The following is a 20,100-nucleotide window of genomic DNA, read 5'->3' as shown; positions in this document are numbered from 1 at the left end:
TCGCCTCATCGTGCAGGATTCGTTTTCGAAGCATGATGCTTATTCAAGATATCCCTGGTCTTAGCAAGCTCTTCCACTCTGTTGGATTTCGGGTTGGCATCAATTCCAGCTTGGGCAGCAGAGGCCATTTTCTTGACGTTGCTGGGCTCTTCGAGATACTCAACAATGCACTCACATGCTTTTTTCCATTCGCCAGATTTCATGTTGCGAGTAGCTGGGTCAACCGGTACAAATTCAATTCGTTCACCGGACGCATCGGGAGTCAACCCGATATGTCCTTTTTTGGGGAGGCCGGGGCCTTGGATGTTTACATGGACGCCTCGGTTCATCACATCCCCTCCAGCTGTGTTGCCCGAAACTTTGTGCTCGTTACGTTTGGCTAAGCCTAGCGGGTCGCACCATCCTATCGGGTTAGGCGAGTAAGCATAAAGGTTAATACCCCCTGAATATTGAACAATGTCTTGATTTATGAAACGGCCCAGGTAGGGGTCATAGTATCGATACCGGTTGTAGTGCAGCCCCGTCTCATGGTCGTGGTACTGCCCCTGGAAACGCAGCGAGTTGCCCAGGCCGTGCTGCTTGGCCCACGCCGAGCGCTCTTCGCGCACTTCGCCCCAGGCCTTGTACTGTCCCGTCCAAGCGACATTGCCCTGCTCGTCGGTGAGCTCCATAGGCGTGCCGAGGTGGTCGCAGTGGTACCAGGCGATCGCCTCAAACGCCTGTGGTTTCACCTCGGTATGCCACAACGGATCCTGCTCGAAGTCGTACTCGCGCTGACTCCAGTCCGGTTGCTTGTGCAGACGGATCGGGCTCTTGCGTAGCGCCTGGGCAACCGGCACGAAGCTGCCCGGCTCGTGCAGGTAATGCACCGTGCGCCCGGTGTCGCCTTCATCGAGAGGCGGCGAGCTCTCCCAGGCCAGGGTGTCGCCGTCCCAGCCGAACAAGGTAAAGCCGCAGCCCAACTCGCGTTGGCGCTTTGCCCGTTGCAGCTGGTTCCAGCCGGTGCCCGCCTCGGGGCGATCCCAGAAATGCGCCACCGAATGCTTGTGCAGGCGCCGGCCCAGGGCGTCGTAGCTGTAATCGACCTTGAGCTTGTCGTCGTTGTAACTGGCCAGCCGGTCGAACAGGTCCCAGGTGAAGTGGGCATGGGACCCGTTGTGCAACCGGTGGATCAGGTTGCCGCGTTCGTCGTATTTGTAGTGGGTACCGGCGTACTCGCGCAGCAGGTTGTCCATCAGCTTGTTGCGGCGTGGATCGGCTTCCAGCGGGCGATTCAGTTCATGAGCCTTCTGGTCCAGCAGGTTACCGGCCGGGTCGAAGGCGAAGGTTTCCACGCCCAAGCGGCTGGTGGCCTTGAGCAGGCGGCCTACCGGGTCGTACTGGTACTCCAACGGACCGCGACGGCTGTCGTGGATGTTGGTCAGCTGGCCGGCAACGTCATAGCGGTACTTACGCTTGAGCAACGTGGACTGGCCGTCATGGCTGCCTAGCAGCTGCTCCTGCAAACTCCCAGCCGGGTCCCAGGCCTGGGTCTGCATCAACTTATTGCCCTGATGCCGCACGATTTCGCGGTGCAGATCATCGCGCTCGTAGGCCAGCATCTCATGCTGGTCGAGGGTCATACCGAGCAGGTGGCCGCTGCCGTAGGTCAGCCAGCTGACCTTGTGGCCGTCCGGACGGCTGGTGGCGGTGCGTTGGTTGAGGGCATCGTATTGGTGCTGCCACACCGCAACCATCGGCGTGCCGGTGGCCAGGTAATACTGATGCTCGCGGCTCAGGTTGCCGGCGTCATCAAAGAACCATTGCAGCTTGCTGGCGGCGTTCACTGCCTGGATCAGCTGGCCGTTACCGTCGTAGGCGAAGGTTTCGCACTGGCTCTGGTTGCCCAGGCGGGCCGTACGCTCACTCAATCGGCCCATGGGGTCGAAGGTCAAGTCGATACGGCGCTGGCCAACCTGGGTCGAGGCGAGGCGACCGCTGTGCGGGTCGTACTGGTAACGGGTGACCAGGCCATCGAAGCCGGTCTCCTGCAGCAGCCGGCCCACCGGGTCGTAGAGGAAGGTGGCCTTGCTCGCGTTCTCGTTTTCCAGGCCGATCAAGCGGCCAAGCTTGTCCCAGCGATAACGCAGGGTGTGTTCGTTGGCGTCGACGCGTTCGCTCAGCAGGCCTGCGGCGCTGTAGGCCCAGGTGGTGCAGCGGTCGAGGGCATCGACATGCGCCAACAGGCGGCCTTCGGCATCGTAATGGAAGCGCTCTTCGGTGTTGTCGGGATGGGTGACCTTGGCCAGTTGCCCGGCTTGGTATTCGTAAGCGGTCGTGTGGCCCGCCGCGTCGGTGAAGTCGGTCAGCTGGCCGAAGGCGTTGTAGGTCCACTGGCTGTGCTTGCCCGAGCAGTCGGTGTACTCAAGCAACTGCCCAGCATCGTTGTAGGCGAGTGTCTTTTCGTTGCCCAGCGCATCCTTGATCGCCTTGACCAGCCCGGCCGGGGTGTAGGCGAACTCGGTCTTGTTACCCAGCGGATCGACGCTTTCGACCAGGTTGCCGCGCTCGTCATAGTCGCGTAGCCACAAGCCACCCTCGGCATCGCGCAGTTTGATCGGCTGGTCGTAATCGTCGTAGCCGTAGTGCACCGTGCTGTGGTCGGCGCGGATGTGCTGCAGCAGATTGCTGCGTTCATCGTAGGCGTAGCGGTCCTGGCTGCCGTCGGGGTGCACGTGGCGGATGACGTTCTTGCGCGGGTCGCGGAACAGCCACTCCTCCCAGCCGTCCGGGTGGATCAGGCGGTAGGTGTAGCCCAGGGCGTCGTAGTAGTGCCAGGTCTGCTGGCCGTGGGCATCGGTGACATAGGTCAGGCGGATGTTCGGGTCCCAGGCCAGGCGGGTCTCGAAGCTGCCGTCGTCGGCCCATTCATGGATGGCCTTGGCGTGCGGGCCACTGCCGTCCCATTCGAGGTTGATGCCGCGCCCGGTGCGGTCGGTGTAGCGGGTCAGCAAATGATGCTGGTACTGGTAGCGCCAAGCAGCGCCGTGCTCGTCCTGGGCGGCGACCAGGTCGCCGTGGGTGTCGTAGTGATAGCTGCACAACTGGCGCAGCGGCGCGCCGTCGACCACCTGCCACAGGCCCTGGATATGCCCATGGTCGTCGAGCAGAGTGCCCAATTGCAGATGGAGTTTTTCGGGGTCGTTGTCGGAGTAGGTGTTGATATCCGACAGCACCGGCCGGCCGTTGAACTGGTGCTCGTAGTGCAGCATTGCCCCGGCGCCGCTGCGCAGCTGGATATGCGTCAGGTAGAAGCGGTCACCCTGGCGGGCATAGGTTTCGCGGCGGTCCAGGCCACGCAGCAACACCAGTTGCTGCTCGGCGGTGCGCACCAGGCTGAAGTACTCGATCGGGTCATAGTGCGGCTTGCCGACCTTGGGCAGCGGGTAGTCGTGGCTGCGGCCGTCGCTGTCGTGGAAGACCACGCCCTTTCCCACGACATCGATGCAGGTGGTGAACTCGGTGATCCAGCGGGCGCCGAGGCTGCCGTCGTCCAGCTTGGCCAGCCGCGAGTTGTACACCCGCCTCCAATTGACCGGGAACGGCCCAGGCAGACTGAAATCCTGGTGGGCCAGCGTCTCGTCGCCAAGCACGTGGCCGATGCTGAACCCGGTGCAGGCGCAGGGGCCGTTCTTCTCAGGCTTGGGCTGCTTGTTGGCGCGACCCTGGCGGCGGGCAACTTCGGTCGGCCCTTCGCTGCGGATCAGCCTGGCTTGCGCAGTGGCATTGGGTTTGAGGTTGACCGCCACTCGCCGGCTCGGCGGATGGGCCTGCACAGTCTGCAGCAGCTGGGTCAACAGCCAGGCGATGCTGTGCGGCCGTTCGGCCTGGCCGAGGGCAGCAAGCTGCTTGGGCACCGCTTCGGCCAAGCTCTCAAGGGTGGCGATCAGTGGCTTGAACAAGGCCTCGAGCTCGCCGCTGAAATGCCCGGCGACGCTGTTGTAGGCCTGTTTGAAGGTGCCTTCGGCGGCGTTGCCCAACGCCGCCAGGGCCAGCAACCAGGCATCCGCTTCCAGCGCCGAGTCGTACAGGGCTACCTCGGCCAGTTGCTGGCGCGCCATGCGCCGACTGGCCTGGGCGTCCAGCCGGCCCTTGGCGAGGTCGTCGAGGGCGCGTGCCAACTGGCGAAGCAGCGCCTGGGCGAGCTCACTGGCGTGGGCGAGCATTTCTGACAAGTGCTGCAGCGCCCCGCTGATGAAGTTATCCAGCTCGCCGCGGATGCTGGCGTGCAGGTGGCCTTCGAGGATTTCCAGCAGCACCGCGTCGAGGCGCGCGCCAGGGCGGCGGCGCAGGGTCTGGCGGGTCAGTTGCAGCACCGGGCGCAACACCCGGCGCGGGATGGCCATGCCCGGCGGGAAAGGCACCACGCCGATCAGATTGATACCCAGGCTGGCCCACAGCAGCGGGTCGCTGCCAGGGTGTTCGACCAACTCGATGAGGTCAGCCAGCACATCCACGGCGGCCAGGGCGTTGGCAACAACAGGGGTGTTTTCACCGAGGTTGCGCAGGGTCTGCAAGTCGAGCAAACCGCTGCTGATGCCGTGCAGCCAGTCGTTGACAGCCGCAGCGGCGAGGCCCAGGTCCTCGCTGAGCAGGGTTTCGAGGGGGGCAATGGCGAGCTCGACGTCGTGCTCGGTGAGGGTGGTCATGGGGCTAGCCTTCCTGGCCATGGCTTGGGAAGGCGAAATGATGGTGAGCAGATACCGCTCTGTATGTCGGAACGCGTCGCGGCATCGACGGGAAAGGGATGAGCTAGCGGTACGTTAAATCTTGCGAAATGACCAGTTGCTCAAACAAGACGTTCATCACCGCAAGAACCATCGGTTATCCGGCACTTCGGCATGACCTGAGTCGAGGGCTCTAAGCTCCTGACCATGCGTCATCATCGATAACGCCATCGCTCATATCATTGCCCGTGATAATAACCTTCGCTGCGTTCGATTCGTGCGTTGCGCGCAACACACTCACACTCCGCCCACTACTAATACATTGGCGGAGTTCTCCATGGATCACTCACTCAAACCCTTGCGCTTCCCCCTCGCTGCCCTGGCAGTGGTGGTGCTCAGCGCCTGTGGCCGCGCACCAGACGCCATGCAGGCTCCCGCCGCACCCAAGGTCAGCGTCGCCAAGGTGATCGAGCAGCCGATCAACGAATGGGACGAGTTCACCGGCCGCCTGGAAGCGCCGGAAACCGTCGAGGTGCGCCCACGGGTCTCGGGCCAGATCGACCTGGTGGCCTTCACCGAAGGCGCCCAGGTGAAAAAAGGCGACCTGCTGTTCCAGATCGACCCACGCCCGTTCCAGGCTGAAGTACGCCGCCTCGAAGCCCAAGTGCAGCAGGCCAAGGCCACCGCTATCCGCAGCGCCAACGAGGCCCGCCGTGGCGAGCGCTTGCGCGACAGTAACGCGATCTCCGCCGAGCTTGCCGAGTCGCGCAGCAGCGCCGCCGCCGAAGCCCGTGCCGGGGTCGATGCCATCCAGGCACAACTGGACCTGGCCCGCCTGAACCTGAGCTTCACCCGGGTCACCGCGCCGATCAGCGGCCGCGTCAGCCGCGCCCAGTTCACCGCCGGCAACATCGTCAGCGCCGACGTCACGCCGCTGACCAGCGTGGTCTCCACCGACAAGGTGTACGCCTACTTCGACGCCGACGAGCGCGTGTACCTCAAGTACACCCAGCTGGCGCGCGACGGCCAGCGCGGCCAGAGCACCCCGGTGTACCTGGGCCTGACCAACGAAACCGGCAACCCGCACCTGGGCCAGATGAACTTCGTCGACAACCAGGTCAACCCGCGCACCGGCACCATCCGTGGCCGCGCCGTGTTCGACAACCGCGACGGCCAGTTCACCCCCGGCCTGTACGCACGCCTGAAGCTGGTCGGCAGCGCCCAGTACGACGCCGTGCTGATCAACGACGAAGCGGTCGGCACCGACCTTGGCAAGAAGTTCGTGCTGGTCATGGACAAGGACAACAAGGCCGCCTACCGCGCCGTGGAACTGGGACCGAAGCTCGAAGGCCTGCGCATCGTGCGCAGCGGCCTGGGCAAGGACGACCGCATCGTGGTCAAGGGCCTGCAGCGCGTGCGCCCAGGCTCGCCTGTCACCCCTGAGGAAACCCAGATGGCCAGCGAACAGACCCTCGCCGCCCTCGCCCAGCAGCGCCAGGCCCTCGAAGCCAGCAACCCGGCGCCAAAGGTAGCGGGTGCCAACGTCAAAGTCGCCAGCGCCCAAGCGCCACGCGGTTAAGGGACAACACCGATGAACTTCTCGAAATTCTTCATTACCCGGCCGATCTTCGCCGCGGTGCTGTCGCTGGTGCTGCTGATCGCGGGCTCGATCTCGCTGTTCCAGCTGCCGATCAGCGAATACCCCGAAGTGGTGCCGCCCACCGTGGTGGTGCGCGCCAACTTCCCTGGCGCCAACCCCAAGGTCATCGGCGAAACCGTCGCCGCGCCGCTGGAGCAGGCCATCACCGGTGTCGAGAACATGCTGTACATGTCCTCGCAGTCCACCGCCGACGGCAAGCTCACCCTGACCATCACCTTCGCCCTGGGCACCGACCTGGACAACGCCCAGGTACAGGTGCAGAACCGGGTGACCCGTACCCAGCCCAAGCTGCCGGAAGAAGTGACGCGTATCGGTATCACCGTCGACAAGGCCTCGCCCGACCTGACCATGGTCGTGCACCTGACCTCGCCGGATAACCGCTACGACATGCTCTACCTGTCCAACTACGCCATCCTCAACATCAAGGACGAGCTCGCTCGCCTGGGTGGCGTGGGCGACGTGCAACTGTTCGGCATGGGCGACTACTCGCTGCGGGTATGGCTCGACCCGAACAAGACCGCTTCGCGCAACCTGACCGCCAGCGATGTGGTGGCCGCGATCCGCGAACAGAACCGCCAGGTCGCCGCCGGCCAGCTGGGCGCCCCGCCCGCCCCCGGCTCCACCAGCTTCCAGCTGTCGATCAACACCCAGGGCCGCCTGGTCAACGAGGAAGAGTTCGAGAACATCATCATCCGAGCCGGCGCCGATGGCGAAATCACTCGCCTGAAGGACATCGCCCGGGTCGAGCTCGGCTCCAGCCAGTACGCCTTGCGCTCGCTGCTGAACAACCAGCCGGCGGTGGCCATCCCGATCTTCCAGCGCCCAGGCTCCAACGCCATCGAGATCTCCGACGAAGTGCGGGCGAAGATGGCCGAGCTGAAGAAGGACTTCCCCGAGGGCATGGACTACAGCATCGTCTATGACCCGACCGTGTTCGTCCGTGGCTCCATCGAGGCCGTGGTCCACACCTTGTTCGAAGCGCTGATCCTGGTGGTACTGGTCGTCATCCTGTTCCTGCAGACCTGGCGTGCCTCGATCATCCCGTTGCTGGCCGTGCCGGTGTCGCTGATCGGTACCTTCGCGGTGATGCACCTGTTCGGCTTCTCGCTCAACGCCCTGTCGCTGTTCGGCCTGGTGCTGGCCATCGGTATCGTGGTGGACGACGCCATCGTGGTGGTGGAGAACGTCGAACGCAACATCGGGCTGGGCCTGAAACCGCTGGAGGCCACGCAAAAGGCCATGAGCGAAGTGACCGGGCCGATCATCGCCACGGCGCTGGTGCTGTGCGCCGTGTTCGTGCCGGCGGCCTTCATCTCTGGCCTTACCGGGCAGTTCTACAAGCAGTTCGCCCTGACCATCGCCATCTCCACCGTGATCTCGGCGTTCAACTCGCTGACCCTGTCGCCGGCCCTGGCCGCCGTGCTGCTCAAGGACCACCACGCACCCAAGGACCGTTTCTCGCGGTTCCTGGAAAAACTACTGGGCAGCTGGCTGTTCGCCCCGTTCAACCGCTTCTTCGACCGCGCCAGCCATGGCTACGTCGGTGGCGTGCGCCGGGTCATCCGCTCCAGCGGCATCGCCCTGTTCGTCTACGCCGGCCTCATGGGCCTGACCTACCTGGGCTTCTCGACCACTCCGACCGGCTTCGTCCCGGCCCAGGACAAGCAGTACCTGGTGGCCTTCGCCCAGTTGCCTGACGCCGCCAGCCTCGACCGCACCGAGGCGGTGATCAAGCGCATGAGCGAGATCGCCCTCAAGCAACCGGGCGTTGCTGATTCGGTGGCCTTCCCGGGCCTGTCGATCAACGGTTTCACCAACAGCCCCAACAGCGGCATCGTGTTCACCCCGCTCAAGCCGTTTGACGAGCGCAAGGACCCGAGCCAGTCGGCGGCGGCCATCGCGGCAGCCTTGAACGCCCAGTTCGCCGATATCCAGGACGCCTACATCGCGATCTTCCCGCCACCGCCGGTACAAGGCCTTGGCACCATCGGCGGCTTCCGCCTGCAGATCGAGGACCGTGGCAACCTGGGCTACGAAGCGCTGTACAAAGAGACCCAGAACATCATCGCCAAGAGCCACAACGTGCCGGAGCTGGCGGGCCTGTTCACCAGCTACCAGGTCAACGTGCCCCAGGTCGATGCCGCCATCGACCGGGAAAAGGCCAAGACCCACGGCGTGGCGATCACCGACATCTTCGACACCCTGCAGGTCTACCTGGGTTCGCTGTACACCAACGACTTCAACCGCTTTGGCCGCACCTACCAGGTCAACGTCCAGGCCGAACAGCAGTTCCGCCTCGACGCCGAGCAGATCGGCCAGTTGAAGGTGCGCAACAACCAGGGCGAGATGATCCCGCTGGCGACCTTCCTCAAGGTCAGCGATACCTCGGGGCCTGACCGCGTCATGCACTACAACGGCTTCATCACCGCCGAGATCAACGGCGCCGCGGCCCCTGGCTACAGCTCCGGCCAGGCCGAGGCGGCGATCGAGAAGCTGCTTAAAGAAGAGCTGCCCAACGGCATGACCTTCGAGTGGACCGACCTGACCTACCAGCAGATCCTCTCGGGCAACACCGCGCTGTTCGTGTTCCCGCTGTGCGTGCTGCTGGCGTTCCTGGTGCTGGCTGCCCAGTACGAAAGCTGGAGCCTGCCGCTGGCGGTGATCCTGATCGTGCCGATGACCCTGCTGTCGGCCATCACCGGCGTGATCGTCTCGGGTGGCGACAACAACATCTTCACCCAGATCGGTTTGATCGTACTGGTGGGCCTGGCGTGCAAGAACGCGATCCTGATCGTCGAGTTCGCCAAGGATGAACAGGCCAAGGGCCTCGACCCGCTGGCTGCGGTGCTGGAAGCCTGCCGCCTGCGCCTGCGGCCGATCCTGATGACCTCGATCGCCTTCATCATGGGTGTGGTGCCGCTGGTGTTCAGCTCCGGTGCCGGCTCGGAAATGCGTCACGCCATGGGTGTGGCGGTGTTCTCGGGGATGATCGGGGTGACCGTGTTCGGCCTGTTCCTGACCCCGGTGTTCTTCTTCCTGATCCGCCGCTTCGTCGAGCGTCGCCAGGCCCGCAAGGCCGAGCGCGCACTGCCGCTGGAGAACCATGCATGAACCTGCTCAAACCCCTGACCCCGAGCCTGCTGGCGCTGGCCCTGGCGGCCTGCGCCGTGGGCCCGGACTACAAGGCCCCGGCCACGGAGCCGGCCAGGCTCGACAGCGGCCTTGAAGCCAAGGCCTTCGACCGCAGCCGCTTCGAGAGCGTTTGGTGGAAGCAGTTCGACGACCCGGTGCTGAACCAGCTGGTGCAAGCCTCGCTGGATGGCAACCGCGATCTGCGCATCGCCTTCGCCCGCCTGAAAGCGGCGCGGGCGATCCGCGACGACGCCGCCAACGACCAGCTGCCGGTGGTCACCAGCCGCGCCAGCAGCGACCTGGGCAAGGGCCAGATCCCCGGCCAGACCGAACGCCGGGTCAACAGCGAGCGTTACGACCTGGGCCTGGACATGGCCTGGGAGCTCGACCTGTTCGGCCGTATCCAGCGCCAGATCGAAGCCAGCGAAGCGCAGGAAGCGGCCGCCGAGGCCGACCTGCAGCAACTGCAGGTCAGCCTGATCGCCGAACTGGTGGATGCCTACGGTCAATTGCGCGGCGCCCAGCTGCGCGAACAGATCGCCGTGGCCAACCTCAAGACCCAGCAACAATCGCGCGACATTACCGTCACCCTGCGTGACACCGGGGTCGGCAACGAGCTCGATGTGGTGCGCGCCGACGCCCGCCTGGCCGGTGTCGAAGCCACCGTGCCGCAGTTGCAGGCGGTTCAGGTGCGGGCGAAGAACCGCATCGCCACCCTGCTCGGCCAGCGCCCGGACGCCCTGACCGTGGACCTGTCGCCCAAGGCCCTGCCGGCCATCGCCAAGGCCCTGCCGGTGGGCGACCCCGGCGAGCTGCTGCGCCGCCGCCCGGACATCCGCAGCGCCGAACGCCAGCTGGCCGCGGCCACCGCCAATGTGGGCGTGGCCACCGCCGATTTGTTCCCACGGGTGAGCCTCAGCGGTTTCCTCGGCTTCACCGCCGCGCGTGGCTCGCAGATCGGCTCGGCCGCCTCCAACGCCTGGGCGCTGGGCCCGAGCATCACTTGGGCGGCATTCGACCTGGGCAGCGTGCGTGCGCGCCTGCGTGGCGCCAAGGCCGATGCCGACGGCGCACTGGCCAACTATGAGCAGCAGGTGCTGCTGGCCCTGGAAGAGTCGGCCAACGCCTTCAGCGACTACGGCAAGCGCCAGCAGCGCTTGCTGGCGCTGATGCGCCAGAGCGATGCCAGCCGCAAGGCCGCCGAGCTGGCCTCGGTGCGCTACCGCGAAGGGACGGTGGATTACCTGGTGCTGCTCGATGCCGAGCGCGAACGCCTGAGCGCCGAAGACGCCCAGGCCCAGGGCGAGGTCGAGTTGTACAGCGGCATCGTGGCGATCTACAAGGCCCTGGGTGGTGGCTGGCAGCCGGAGGTGGTGGCCAGTACGCGCTGAGTGACCTGTTGAATTGAAAGCTCCTTTGGTTGGATCCTCCCCCAACCGTTTGCCCCGATGGCCTTGGTTGTCGGGGCTTTTTTATGGGGTGGGGATTGGGTGGGGGCCACCAGGTGCCTGGCGGTGTTTTTGCAGCGCCATTGAGATCGAGCGCCGCCCGCGCGGCGCATCGCTGGCAAGCCAGCTCCCACATTTGTTTCGGGCCAATTACTCCTGTGAAGGTACCGCTGCACGCCTTGGTGCATGTCTCAAGTCGGGCGAGGCGCCAGTGGTGCCCACCACAATACCGCGTCGTACCAACAAGGCGGACAGCGATGAAATCACAGGAGTGACTGGCCCGAAACAGATATGGGAGCTGGCTTGCCAGCGATGCGCCGCGCGGGCGGCGCTTGATCTTGAGGGCCCTGCAAAAACATCGCCGAACATCTGGCAGCCCACATGCAATCCCAAGCCAGCCCCTCCTACCCCACACTCCCAATAAAATTCGCCAGCTCCGCCGTCTTCGGCGCATCGAACAAGGTCTTCGGGTCGCCAACCTCATGCACCTTGCCCTGGTGCATGAACACCAGCTTGTCCCCCACCTCCCGGGCAAAGCGCATTTCATGGGTGACCATCACCAACGTCATGCCCTCCTTGGCCAACCCCCTCACCACGCCGAGCACTTCACTCACCAGCTCCGGGTCGAGCGCCGAGGTGATCTCGTCGCACAGCAGCACCTTGGGCGACATCGCCAGCGCCCGGGCAATCGCCACGCGCTGTTGCTGGCCACCGGACAGCTGATCGGGGTAGGCATCGAACTTGGCTTCCAGCCCTACCCGCTCCAGCATCCTGCGCGCCAGTTGCCGGGCCTCGGCCTTGGGCGTCTTCTTCACCAACTGCGGCGCCAGCATCACGTTTTCGCCCACGCTCAGGTGCGGGAACAAGTTGAACTGCTGAAAGATCATCCCGACCTTCTGGCGCAAGCTGCGCAAGTCGGCGCGTGCCGCGTCCAGGTATTCGCCGTCGACTTCGATCACACCGTCATTGATCGACTCCAGCCCGTTCAAGGTACGCAGCAAGGTGCTCTTGCCCGAGCCGCTACGGCCGATGATCGCCACCACTTCGCCTTCCTCGATGCTCAGGTCGACGCCCTTGAGCACGTGGTTGTCCCCGTAGTACTTGTGCAACGCAGAAACGCTAACCAGCGGCATGCAGCCTCCTCTCCAGGTGGCGGGCACCCAGCGACAGTGGAAAACACAGGATGAAGTAGCCCAGCGACACCAGGCCGTAGATCAGGAAAGGTTCGAAGGTGGCGTTGGCCAGCATGCCGCCGGTCTTGGTCAGCTCGGTGAAACCGATGATCGAGGTCACTGCCGTGCCCTTGACCACCTGCACCGAAAAGCCCACGGTCGGCGCCACGGCCAGGCGCAGCGCCTGGGGCAGCACCACATGGCGCAACTGCTCGCCACGGCGAAGCGCCAGGCTGGCGCTGGCCTCCCACTGCCCGCGCGGGATCGACTCCACGCAGCCGCGCCAGATTTCGGCGAGGAACGCACTGGTGAACAGCGTCAATGCCACCGCCGCCGCCGCCCAGGCCGACACGTCGATGCCGAACAGGGCGATGCCGAAGAACACGATGAACAGCTGCATCAGCAGCGGCGTGCCCTGGAACAGCTCGATGTAGCCACGGGCCAACACCCGCAGGCAGCCGTTGTCGCTGATCCGCGCCAGCAGCATCAGCAAGCCCATGGCGCCGCCGCAGACGAACGCCACCAGCGACAGCAGCAAGGTCCATTGCAAGCCGGTGAGCAGGTTGCGCACGATATCCCACAAGGTGAAATCCATCAGCGTCTCCCCACGATCACGCGCCGGCCAAACAGGTTCAGCAATTGCCGCACGCCAATGGCCATGGCCAGGTACAGCAAGGTGGTGAACAGGTAGGTTTCAAACGCGCGGAAGTTACGCGACTGGATGAAGTTGGCGGCGAACGACAGCTCTTCGGTGGCGATCTGCGAACACACCGCCGACCCCAGCATGACGATGACGATCTGGCTCGACAGCGCCGGCCACACCTTGGCCAGGGCCGGCCGCAGGATCACGTGGCGGAACGTCTCGAAACGCGTCATCGCCAGCGCCGAGGCGGCTTCCAGCTGCCCGCGCGGGATGGCCTGGATGCCGGCGCGGATGATCTCGGTGGAATAGGCGCCAAGGTTGATCACCATCGCCAGCACCGCCGCTTGCCATTCGCTCATGCGCACGCCAAGGGCCGGCAAGCCGAAGAAGATGAAGAACAGCTGGACGATGAACGGCGTGTTGCGGATCAGCTCCACATACACCCCGAACAGCCAGTTGAACGGCCGTAGCTGCCAGGCCCGCACCAGCGCGCCGACGATGCCCAGGGCAACGCCTGCGAGGGTGCCGATCGCGGTCAGTTCCAGGGTGAACAGCGCGCCCTTGAGCAGCAGGTCGCCCTGCTGCAATGCGGCGGCGAAATCGAATTGATAGGCCATCGTTCAAGCTCACTCGAAATCGGCGGGCAACGGTTGCTTGAGCCACTTCTCGGCATTGCGCCCAAGGCTGCCGTCGGCCTTGGCCTGCACCAGGATTTCATCGACCTTGGCGCGCAGCGCCGGCTGCTCCTTGGCCATGCCCACGTACACCGGCGAGTCCTTGAGTTTGAGCTTGAGCACCGGCACCTTGGCCGGGTTCTTCGCAGCAATGGCCGACATCACCACGCTGCCGCTGGCGATCAGGTCGACCTGCCCGGACAGGTAGGCGGCGATGGTCGAGTTGTTGTCTTCGAAACGCTTGATGGTCGCGCCTTGCGGGGCCACCGCGCTCAGCTCCATGTCTTCGATGGCGCCACGGGTGACGCTGATGGTCTTGCCGTTGAGCGCATCGAGGCTGTCGATGCTGCTGGCTTCAGGGCCGAACACGCCGAGGTAGAACGGCGCGTAGGGTTTGGAGAAGTCCACCACCTTCTCGCGCTCCGGGTTCTTGCCCAGGCTCGAGATCACCAGGTCGACCTTGCCGGTGGTCAGGAACGGGATGCGGTTGGTGCTGTTGACCGGGGTAAGGGCCAGCTTCACCCCGAGCTTGTCGGCCAACAGTTGCGCCGTGTCGATGTCCAGGCCGCGCGGTTTCAGGTCGGGGCCGACCGAGCCGAACGGCGGGAAGTCCTGGGGCACGGCGACCTTCAGCACACCGCGCTGGCTGATGTCGCTGAGGGTATCGGCGTGGGCGATCGACTGCATCAGGGCACTGCCACACAGCAGTGTGGCCAGCAGGCATTTGCGCATAGTGTTCATGGTCAAGACCTCGGGTGGTGATGGGCAGCTGTTTGCTGAACCCTTGCAGCCGACGTGCCATGACGCTGCAAAACACCGGGAAATCGCCCGCAGGCCTCGTGCTTGGCGGTATTACTGGTCTGAACAGTTGATACCCTGGGGCCCGGCATCCTGCCGATAAATCCCCGTTAAATGGCAGCGACCGCGCCGTTGCACCAGCACAGGGCCAAACTTGCGTGCACGGTGAAGAACGTCGTAAAACGGCAGCTTCTTTGATTGGATGGGTCTGTACCGATGCTCGACACCCCCCTTCGCGGCGCCGTTCCCGAACTCGCTTTGCAGGCCATCCAGCGCCTGATCGACGAGGGCGAATACCAGCCGGGCGACGCCCTGCCCGCGCAACGCGAACTGGCGCAGAACCTGGGGGTCAGCCGTGCGTCACTGCGTGAGGCCCTGTCATCCTTGAGTGCCATGGGCGTGGTCAGCGTGCAGCCGGGCAAAGGGGTGTTCGTCAAAGCGCAGAAAGCTGAACAGCCAGCCTCTGCTTCAGGATTTGCCTGGCCGTTTGCAGCCCAGGTATCGGCCGCCGATACCTTCCAGTTGCGCTATGTACTCGAAGGCTTTGCCGCTGGCCAGGCTGCCAATGGCCTGACCACCGAGGCCCTCGATGCACTGGCGGAAAATGTCGAAGCCATGGGCATCGAGTTGAAGGCGCGCAACTTCGAAGCGGCGGCGCGCCTGGACTTCGCCTTTCATCGGGGCATTCTCGAGGCCAGTGGCAACCTGGCGATGCTGCAGATAGTCATGGCCAGCGAGGCCATTTACATAGAGAGCCAGAAGTTGCCATTCATTCGCCCGGAACGGGCCATGGAAACCTGGAAAGAGCATAAGAAGATCCTCAACGCGCTGGCCAGGCATTCGGCCCCTGCCGCGCAGAAAGCCATGCAGGAACATATCCGCAGTGCCGCCTTGCGTACCGGGATCGTATTCTCGGCCTAAGCGGCCGCCCTCCCCGTATTGGTTCAAAAACACCAACGCCGGCCTGCCACGCCCCGTTTTGGCGCGGGCTCGCCTGGCAGGCCGTCAACACGCAAACAAACCCACCCCGCCTCCCCCAGCCAAAAGCGTCGCTTTATTGAATAAATAAAGCGCGCCAGCGATTGTTTTTAAAAATAATCAGCTGATTCGCGGCTTATTGGATTTCCGGCACTTCCATTGCAAAGACTTTGTTTACCTGCGCAACGCATCGCCCGCTCGATGCGCAGCAGGAAGTTGTCAACGCACACTGAGGTGCCGATAAAAACCAGAACTCATTTTTGCTCGCAGGATCTCGCATCGTGAAATAGCCAAGTTGCAGGAAAATGCCGTGGGTTTGTGCGGCAAGGAGTGCGGTATGTCCCGAGCTTTTTTCAATGAAATGTATGACGCCGACGGTGCCTGCCGTCCCCACTACCAGCCGTTTGCGCGCTGGCTGGCAGACACACCGCCCGAGTTGCTGGCGCAGCGCCGACGCGAAGCGGACTTGCTGTTCCACCGCGCCGGCATCACCTTCACCCTGTATGGCGACGAACAGGGCACCGAGCGCCTGATCCCCTTCGACATCATCCCCCGCAGCATCAAGGCCAGCGAATGGCAGAAAGTCGAGCGTGGCTGCATCCAGCGGGTGCAGGCGTTGAATCTGTTCCTGGCCGACGTCTACCACGACCAGCACATCCTCAAGCAAGGCATCATCCCGGCCGAGCAGGTGCTGGCCAACGAGGGCTACCAGATCGCCATGCAAGGCCTGAACTTGCACCGCGACCTCTACGCCCACATCGCCGGCGTCGACCTGGTGCGCGACGGCGATGGCAGCTATTACGTGCTCGAAGACAACCTGCGCACGCCCAGCGGTGTGAGCTACATGCTCGAAGACCGCAAGATGATGATGCGCCTGTTCCCCGAGCTGTTCGCCAGCCAGCGGGTGGCGCCCATCGACCACTACCCCAACCTGCTGCTCGATACCCTCAAGAGCGCCAGCCCGCTGGAAAACCCCACCGCCGTGGTGCTGACCCCGGGCCGCTTCAACAGCGCCTACTTCGAACATGCCTTCCTGGCCCGTGAAATGGGTGTGGAACTGGTGGAAGGCGCCGACCTGTTCGTGCGCGACGACCATGTGTTCATGCGCACCACCGCCGGCCCCAGGCAGGTGGACGTGATCTACCGGCGCCTCGACGATGCCTACCTCGACCCGCTGTCGTTCAACCCCGACTCGATGCTGGGGGTGCCCGGCCTGATCGCGGCCTACCGCTCGGGCAACGTGGTGCTGGCCAATGCCATAGGTACCGGGCTTGCCGATGACAAATCGATCTACCCCTATGTCGACGCGATGATCCGCTTCTACCTCGACGAGGAGCCGATCCTCAACAACGTGCCGACCTGGCAGTGCCGCAACCCCAAGGAGCTGTCCCACGTGCTGGCCCACCTGCCGGAGTTGGTGGTCAAGGAAACCCAGGGCTCCGGCGGCTACGGCATGCTGGTCGGGCCGGCGGCCACGGCGGCAGAAATCGAAGACTTCCGCGCGCGCCTCAAAGCCCGCCCCGAAGCCTACATCGCCCAACCCACCCTGAGCCTGTCGACCTGCCCGACCTTTGTCGAGAACGGCATCGCCCCGCGCCATATCGACCTGCGGCCCTTCGTCCTGTCGGGCAGCGAAACCCGCCTGGTACCCGGCGGCCTGACCCGGGTGGCGCTGCGTGAAGGCTCGCTGGTGGTGAACTCGTCCCAGGGTGGCGGCACCAAGGACACCTGGGTAGTGGAGGACTGACACATGCTTTCAAGAACCGCTTCGGACCTCTACTGGATGTCCCGTTACCTGGAGCGCGCCGAGAACCTGGCGCGCATGCTCGAAGTCAGCTATTCGCTGTCGCTGATGCCCCAGGCCGGGCGCAGCGACGGCCGCGCCGAACTGGCCATGTCGTTGCTGGCGGCCGGCACCCTGGATGACTACAACCAGCGCCACGCCGAGCTCGACACCGCGCGCATGCTGCATTTCTTCGCCTTCGACGAGACCAACCCCGGCAGCATCTACTGCTGCCTGCAGGCGGCGCGCACCAATGCCCATGCGGTACGCGGGCGGATCACCGGCGACATGTGGGAGAACATCAACGCCACTTGGCTGGAGATGCGCAACATCGCCAGCAACGGCCTGGCACGCTATGGCATGAGCCAGTTCTGTGACTGGGTCAAGGAGCGCTCGCACCTGTTCCGCGGCGCCACGGCGGGCACCATCATGCGCAACGACGCCTACTGCTTCATTCGCCTGGGCACCTTCCTGGAGCGGGCGGACAACACCCTGCGCCTGCTGGATGTGCGCTACGAAATGTTTGGCGAGGCATCGGAAGAGGTCAGCGACCACTCGGCCCGTGGCTACTACCAGTGGAGCGCCCTGCTGCGCGCGCTGTCATCGTTCGAGGCGTTCAACGAGATCTACCGCAACGCGCCCAGCGCCCGCCAGGTGTCGGAGCTGCTGCTGTTGCGCGCCGATGTGCCGCGCTCGCTGCATGCCTGCATCGAGGAGCTGGACCATATCCTCGCCGGCCTGCCCAGCACCAGTGGCCGCGCCTCGCAGCGCATGGCCGCCGAGCTCAATGCGCGGCTGCGCTACACCGGCATCGACGAAATCCTCGAAGCCGGCCTGCACCCATGGCTGACCGACTTCATCGAGCGCATTCGCCAGCTCAGCCAGACCGTTCACCACTCCTACCTGGAGGTCGTATGAAGCTCGCCATCCACCATGACACCCGCTACACCTACGCCAACCAGGTGAGCGCCAGCATCCAGTTCCTGCGCCTGACCCCGCAGAGCAACGCCCGCCAGCAGATCCTCGCCTGGCAGGTGCAGATGCCCAAGCAGGTGCGCAGCCAGCTCGACCCCTACGGCAACGTGCTGCACGTGTTGACCCTGGAAGAGCCGCACAGCGCCCTGGCGCTGAGTGCCCAGGGCCAGGTCGAGATCGACCCCACGCTCGAGGTCGAGCACGACAGCCAGTCGCCCTTGCCGTTCCTGCGCACCAGCCGCCTGACCCAGGCCGACGCAGCCCTGATCGACTTTGCCAGGCAACACTGCGGCAGCCGCCGCGACCGGGCCGCGCTGGTCATGCTGATGGAGGGGCTGGCCGAGCGCATGCCGTACAGCCCAGGGTCGACGGCGGTCGACAGCACCGCTGCCGAGGCCTTCGCCGCCGGGGTGGGCGTGTGCCAGGACCACACCCATGCCTTCCTCGCCTGCGCCCGCAGCCTGGGCATCCCGGCGCGTTACGTGTCCGGCTACCTGTGCACCGAGGATGCCAGCCACCTGGCCAGCCACGCCTGGGCCGAGGCCTGGCTGGGCGATGGCTGGTACAGCTTCGATGTAACCAATCGTCTGGCCAGGCCCGATCGCCACCTGAAACTGGCGGTGGGCCTGGACTACCTCGACGCCTGTCCGGTCCGCGGCATGCGCCGGGGCGGCGGCGCCGAGTCGATGCTGGCGCAGGTCCAGGTCCGGTCGCTGCTGCAGGGGCAGCAACAGTAAGCCAAGCCCCCACCGACCCCGTCGTTGCAGTGACGCCGGGGTCATTCAACCTACACAGGTAAACCACATGACGTACTGCGTGGCCATGCACCTGGCCGACGGGCTGGTGTTTGTCTCCGATTCGCGCACCAACGCCGGGATCGACCAGATCTCGACCTTTCGCAAACTGTTCATTTTCAGCACCCCCGGCGAGCGGTTGATCGTCCTGCAGAGCGCGGGCAACCTGGCCACCTCGCAATCGGTGGTCAACCTGCTGCGCCAGCGCTGCAACGGCACGGGCAGCCATCTGCTGAACGTGCGCACGCTGTACGACGCGACCGTGCTGGTGGCCGCGACCATTCGCGAGGTGGTCACCCGCGACCGCAGCAAGCTGGCGAACAAGGTCGACCTGAGCTGCTCGTTGCTGGTGGGCGGGCAGATTGCCGGTGGGCCCATGGGGGTCTACAGCGTGTATCCGCAAGGCAACTTCATTCAGGCCACAGAGGACACACCGTTCCTGCAACTGGGCGAAAGCAAGTACGGCAAGCCGATCCTCGACCGCAACCTGACCTACCGCACGTCACTGGACGAGGCATTGCGCTGTGGGTTGATCTCGTTCGACTCGACCATCCGCAGCAACCTGTCGGTGGGCATGCCGCTGGATTTGCTGGTGTATCGCAAGGATGCGTTCGGGCCGGCCCAGAGTTATCGCATTACCCAGGATGATCCTTACTACAGCCAGATTCGCAGCCAGTGGTGTGCGGGGTTGCGGGATTTGCTGGGCGAATTGCCGGCGCCGCCTGGGGAGTACATGGGGTGACCGTTCGCAGGTTTCGGTGAACGGCTGCTAATGCTGGGGGGCGCTTTGCGCCCCATTCGCGGCACAAGGCCGCTCCTACAGGGGATCGCGGCCGCCTGTGTAGGAGCGGCCTTGTGTCGCGAAAGGGCTGCGCAGCAGCCCCGGCAATCACAAGCCAAATGCAAAACCTATCCCTAACGCAACAACACCTGAATCTGCTCGTGCAGCGTATCCAGATCGAACGGCTTGGCCAGGATCGGCGCCTTGCGCGCGATCGGGCTGCCCGACTCGAGGATCTCCGCCGGGTAGCCACTGATGAAGATAACCTTCAGCTCAGGCCGCAACTTCACCGCAGGCTCGGCAATTTCCACCCCGGTGATGCCGCCCGGCAGGCGAAAGTCGGTAACCATCAGGTCCAGGTGCGGTTTGCTGGCCAGGATCGCGAACGCCTGTTCGCCGTCTTCGGCCACCAGCACGTGGTAGCCCTCGCCCGCCAGGTAATCGCGCAGGATCATGCGGATCGCCGGTTCGTCCTCGACGATCAATACGACATCTTGTGCATCTTCGCTCATGACAACGCCTTCACATTCAACTCAGTTGGCAATCAGACCCCAGC

General features: G+C 64.4%; 14 protein-coding genes. 8 read left to right on the top strand and 6 right to left on the bottom strand.

The window, feature by feature from the left end; translation table 11 throughout:
* Window positions 1-5 precede the first annotated feature (5 nt).
* Window positions 6-4,688, bottom strand: coding sequence for an RHS repeat-associated core domain-containing protein (locus tag EJA05_RS11615; protein ID WP_125858336.1), 4,683 nt, complete (start codon window positions 4,686-4,688; stop codon window positions 6-8).
* A gap of 355 nt (window positions 4,689-5,043) precedes the next feature.
* Here EJA05_RS11615 and mexE point away from each other — a divergent pair, with 355 nt between their 5' ends.
* Genes mexE through EJA05_RS11600 form a run of 3 tightly spaced genes read left to right on the top strand, consistent with a single transcriptional unit; the run spans window position 5,044 to window position 10,889 of the window.
* Window positions 5,044-6,285, top strand: a complete 1,242-nt coding sequence (gene mexE / locus EJA05_RS11610) for a multidrug efflux RND transporter periplasmic adaptor subunit MexE (protein ID WP_125463725.1) — start codon at window positions 5,044-5,046, stop codon at window positions 6,283-6,285.
* Window positions 6,286-6,297: 12 nt separating this feature from the next.
* A complete protein-coding gene (locus EJA05_RS11605; RefSeq protein ID WP_125463724.1) occupies window positions 6,298-9,477 on the top strand; it encodes an efflux RND transporter permease subunit in 3,180 nt (1,059 codons plus the stop codon).
* Window positions 9,474-10,889 carry an efflux transporter outer membrane subunit gene (locus tag EJA05_RS11600; RefSeq protein ID WP_125463723.1) on the top strand — a complete coding sequence of 472 codons (1,416 nt, stop codon included), beginning with the start codon at window positions 9,474-9,476 and terminating at the stop codon, window positions 10,887-10,889. The genes EJA05_RS11605 and EJA05_RS11600 overlap by 4 nt, the downstream gene beginning before the upstream one ends.
* Window positions 10,890-11,350: 461 nt before the next feature.
* Here EJA05_RS11600 and EJA05_RS11590 read toward each other — a convergent pair whose 3' ends face one another.
* From EJA05_RS11590 to EJA05_RS11575, 4 genes are read right to left on the bottom strand one after another with little or no spacing between them, the layout of a single operon-like run.
* Window positions 11,351-12,079: an amino acid ABC transporter ATP-binding protein gene (locus EJA05_RS11590; RefSeq protein WP_125858335.1), complete on the bottom strand. Its 729-nt coding sequence runs from the start codon at window positions 12,077-12,079 to the stop codon at window positions 11,351-11,353.
* A complete protein-coding gene (locus tag EJA05_RS11585) occupies window positions 12,066-12,716 on the bottom strand; it encodes an amino acid ABC transporter permease (RefSeq protein WP_190306083.1) in 651 nt (216 codons plus the stop codon). Before EJA05_RS11585 ends, EJA05_RS11590 begins: the two co-directional genes overlap by 14 nt.
* Window positions 12,713-13,378, bottom strand: a complete 666-nt coding sequence (locus EJA05_RS11580) for an amino acid ABC transporter permease (RefSeq protein ID WP_125463720.1) — start codon at window positions 13,376-13,378, stop codon at window positions 12,713-12,715. Before EJA05_RS11580 ends, EJA05_RS11585 begins: the two co-directional genes overlap by 4 nt.
* Before the next feature lie 9 nt (window positions 13,379-13,387).
* Entirely contained in the window at window positions 13,388-14,176 is a 789-nt protein-coding gene (locus tag EJA05_RS11575) for a transporter substrate-binding domain-containing protein (RefSeq protein WP_125463719.1), read from the bottom strand.
* A 273-nt stretch (window positions 14,177-14,449) separates the two neighbouring features.
* Between EJA05_RS11575 and EJA05_RS11570 the strand changes: the two genes are divergently transcribed.
* The 5 genes from EJA05_RS11570 to EJA05_RS11550 all read left to right on the top strand — a co-directional run bounded on the left by EJA05_RS11570 (window position 14,450) and on the right by EJA05_RS11550 (window position 19,505).
* Window positions 14,450-15,154: a FadR/GntR family transcriptional regulator gene (locus EJA05_RS11570; RefSeq protein WP_125858333.1), complete on the top strand. Its 705-nt coding sequence runs from the start codon at window positions 14,450-14,452 to the stop codon at window positions 15,152-15,154.
* Between the two features lie 394 nt (window positions 15,155-15,548).
* A complete protein-coding gene (locus tag EJA05_RS11565; protein WP_125463717.1) occupies window positions 15,549-16,958 on the top strand; it encodes a circularly permuted type 2 ATP-grasp protein in 1,410 nt (469 codons plus the stop codon).
* 3 nt (window positions 16,959-16,961) lie between these two features.
* Window positions 16,962-17,912 carry an alpha-E domain-containing protein gene (locus tag EJA05_RS11560; RefSeq protein WP_125463716.1) on the top strand — a complete coding sequence of 317 codons (951 nt, stop codon included), beginning with the start codon at window positions 16,962-16,964 and terminating at the stop codon, window positions 17,910-17,912.
* On the top strand, window positions 17,909-18,706 hold the full coding sequence (locus EJA05_RS11555; RefSeq protein WP_125858332.1) for a transglutaminase family protein: 798 nt from the start codon (window positions 17,909-17,911) through the stop codon (window positions 18,704-18,706). Before EJA05_RS11560 ends, EJA05_RS11555 begins: the two co-directional genes overlap by 4 nt.
* A gap of 67 nt (window positions 18,707-18,773) precedes the next feature.
* Window positions 18,774-19,505: a proteasome-type protease gene (locus tag EJA05_RS11550; protein ID WP_125858331.1), complete on the top strand. Its 732-nt coding sequence runs from the start codon at window positions 18,774-18,776 to the stop codon at window positions 19,503-19,505.
* A 173-nt stretch (window positions 19,506-19,678) separates the two neighbouring features.
* Here EJA05_RS11550 and EJA05_RS11545 read toward each other — a convergent pair whose 3' ends face one another.
* Window positions 19,679-20,056: a response regulator gene (locus EJA05_RS11545; protein ID WP_125463713.1), complete on the bottom strand. Its 378-nt coding sequence runs from the start codon at window positions 20,054-20,056 to the stop codon at window positions 19,679-19,681.
* Window positions 20,057-20,100 lie beyond the last annotated feature (44 nt).

The organism is Pseudomonas oryziphila (assembly GCF_003940825.1).
Classification (GTDB): domain Bacteria; phylum Pseudomonadota; class Gammaproteobacteria; order Pseudomonadales; family Pseudomonadaceae; genus Aquipseudomonas; species Aquipseudomonas sichuanensis.
This window is presented reverse-complemented; position numbering and strand designations above follow the sequence as displayed.